Raw genomic sequence first — 2,905 nt, 5'->3', positions numbered from 1 at the left:
CCCCCCCGGGCCGGGGGGGTTTGGGCTGCGGCCCCCCCCCCCCCCCCCCGCGGGGGGGGGGCGGGGGGGGGGGGGGGGGCTGTGGCGCCATGACCGACACCCCCACGCTCGAGGTTCGCAACCTCCGCACCCACTTCTTCACCCGCGCCGGCGTGGTGAAGGCGGTGGACGACGTCTCCTTCACCGTGGCGCGCGGCAAGGTGCTGGGCCTTGTCGGCGAGTCAGGCTCCGGCAAGTCGGTCACCGGCTTCTCCGTCATGGGGCTCGTGGACCCGCCTGGCCGCATCGTCGAAGGGCAGATCCTGTTCAAGGGGCAGGACCTCGCGAAGCTCTCCGACGAGGAGATGCGGAAGCTGCGCGGCAACCGCATTGCGATGATCTTCCAGGACCCGATGATGACGCTCAATCCGGTCCTGCGCGTGGACACCCAGATGATCGAGACGGTGCTCGCGCATGAGAAGGTGCCGGAGTCCGAGGCCCGCGCCCGCGCGCGCGACGCGCTCGGCATGGTCGGCATCCCCTCGCCGGACGAACGCCTGAAGTCGTATCCGCACCAGTTCTCCGGCGGCATGCGCCAGCGCGTCGCGATCGCCATTGCGCTGCTGCACCGCCCGGACCTGATCGTGGCCGACGAGCCGACCACCGCGCTCGACGTCACGATCCAGGGGCAGATCCTGGCGGAGGTCCAGAAGCTCGCGGCCACCACCGGCACCTCGCTGATCTGGATCACGCACGATCTCTCGGTCGTCGCCGGCCTCGCCGACGACATCGCGGTGATGTACGCCGGCAAGATCGTGGAGCAGGGCGATGTGGGCGAGGTGCTGGACCACCCGCTGCATCCCTACACCCACGGTCTGATCGGCAGCGTGCCGAGCCGCAACCGCCGCGGCGAGCCGCTGCGCCAGATCCCCGGCATGACGCCCTCGCTCCTGTCGCTCAAGCCGGGCTGCGCCTTCCGCGCCCGCTGCCCCCGCGCGCAGGAGGATTGCGCCGCGATGCCGGAACTCCACGCCTGGATGCCGGGCCGCCTCGCGCGCTGCCACCACCCGCATCTCGAGCCCCGGGAAGAAGCGGCATGAGCGCCACCGTCGCGGAGCACGCGCCGCGCATCTTCTCGGACACCGAGACGCCGATGGTGGAGCTGCGCGGCGTCAGCCGCCGCTTCGCGAAGAAGCTCGACATCGCCGCGAAGCTGGCGCGGAAGCTCGGCGCCGACGTGAAGGAGGAAGTGGTCCACGCGGTGGACAAGGTGGACCTCCGCGTCCGCAAGGGCGAGGTGGTCGGCCTGGTCGGTGAATCCGGCTGCGGCAAGTCCACGCTCGGCCGCGTCGTCGCGGGCATCCTGCCGCAATCCGAAGGCCAGGTGTTCTGGAAGGGCCAGGAGGTCGGGACGCTCACCGGAGAAGCGGCGCGGCAGTCCAAGCTGCAGCGGCAGATGATCTTCCAGGACCCCTATGCCTCGCTCAATCCGCGCATGCGCGTCGCCGACATCGTGGGCGAGGCGCCGCTGGTGCATGGCCTGACGCGGCGCTCCGACTTCGACAGCTATGTGGACGACCAGATGCGCCGCGCCGGACTCGATCCGGCCTTCAAGCGGCGCTACCCGCACCAGTTCTCGGGCGGGCAGCGCCAGCGCATCGGCATTGCGCGCGCGCTGGCCGTGCAGCCGGAATTCATCGTCTGCGACGAGGCGGTGGCCGCGCTGGACGTCTCGATCCAGGCGCAGATCCTCAACCTGTTCATGCGGCTCCGGCGCGAGCTGGATCTCACCTACCTGTTCATCAGCCACGACCTGGGCGTGGTCGAGCATCTGAGCGACCGCGTCGTGATCATGTATCTCGGCCGGGTCGTCGAGGAGGCGCCGACGGAAGAAATCTTCCGCCGCGCGAACCACCCCTATACGCGCTCGCTGCTGGACAGCGTGCCGCGCATCGAGAACCGCAAGCGCGCCTTCACCGTGGTGAAGGGCGAGATCCCCTCGCCGCTGAACCCGCCTTCCGGCTGCCATTTCCATCCCCGCTGTCCGCTCGCCTTCGACCGCTGCAAGGCCGAGGTGCCGGTGCTGCGGGAGGTCGCGACCGGCCACCGGAGCGCGTGCCACCTGAACGATGCCGCCTGACCCTCCCTCCCCCGCGTGCGGGGGAGGGGCGGGGGGGGGGGACGGCGCAGCGCCGCCCTACCGGGCGCAATGGGAATCGGCCGATCTTGTGCCGGACTTCCTCGCCGGCCGTGATCCCGCGACGGACCCGCTCTGGCGCGGCTCGGGCGCCGAGGACGTCGGCGAATACGCGCTCTGGGCGGACCATCTCTGCGGCTGCGCCTGCCTGCAGATGACGCTCGGCGCGCGCGGTCGGCCGGTGCCGCCGATCCATGAGGTCCGCCGCGCCGTGCAGGACGCAGGCGGCTACGTGCTGGAGGCGGAGGGCGCGATCCGCGGCCTGATCTATGCCGGCGCCGTTGCCTGGCTGCAGACGCAGGGCCTTCCGGCGCGGATCGTGACGGACATCGCGGCGGGCGACGTTGCGGGGCTGCTGGGCGATGGCGGGCTCTTCATCGCCTCGGTCCACGGCACCATCCGCTGGCCGGACCGCACGCCGCCGCGCCTGGGCGGGCATCTCGTGCTGGTCTTCGGCACGGATGCGACGGGGCGGCTGCGCTTCCACAACCCGTCCGGCGACACGCCGACAAGCCGGGAAGATGCGCGCCTGCCGGCCGAGGCATTCGGGCGCTTCTTCGCCGGCCGGGGCATCCACATCGGCTGATCGCCCGGCCGGCGCCGGCTGCCCTCAGGTGGACTTGGTCTCCGGCCCGCGGCCGCGCCCCCGGCCCGGCGGGGCGGGCGGGGGGGTGTGCGGAGGGCCCGGCGGCGGGGGGGTGCCCCCGCCCCCCCCCCCCCGCCGGGCGG

3 protein-coding genes are annotated in these 2,905 nt (G+C 72.4%); all 3 read left to right on the top strand.

The genetic code is table 11. The annotated features are described in order from the left end of the window. Nucleotides 1-89: 89 nt before the first annotated feature. The 3 genes from AC1MIR_RS17240 (at nt 90) to AC1MIR_RS17230 (ending at nt 2,762) form a co-directional block, all read left to right on the top strand. The gene (locus AC1MIR_RS17240) at nt 90-1,079 is read left to right on the top strand and encodes an ABC transporter ATP-binding protein (RefSeq protein WP_480029412.1); all 990 of its coding nucleotides are present in this window, start codon (nt 90-92) and stop codon (nt 1,077-1,079) included. After that, entirely contained in the window at nt 1,076-2,119 is a 1,044-nt protein-coding gene (locus tag AC1MIR_RS17235; protein WP_480029411.1) for an ABC transporter ATP-binding protein, read from the top strand. Before AC1MIR_RS17240 ends, AC1MIR_RS17235 begins: the two co-directional genes overlap by 4 nt. Nucleotides 2,120-2,207: 88 nt before the next feature. Further along, complete coding sequence (locus tag AC1MIR_RS17230; protein WP_480029410.1) at nt 2,208-2,762, top strand: cysteine peptidase family C39 domain-containing protein; 555 nt, start codon at nt 2,208-2,210, stop codon at nt 2,760-2,762. Nucleotides 2,763-2,905: the final 143 nt, after the last annotated feature.

It is taken from the genome of Falsiroseomonas sp. RANM36, assembly GCF_056682175.1.
The sequence above is the reverse complement of the archived record's forward strand: the minus strand, read 5'-3'. Positions and strand labels throughout refer to the sequence as shown.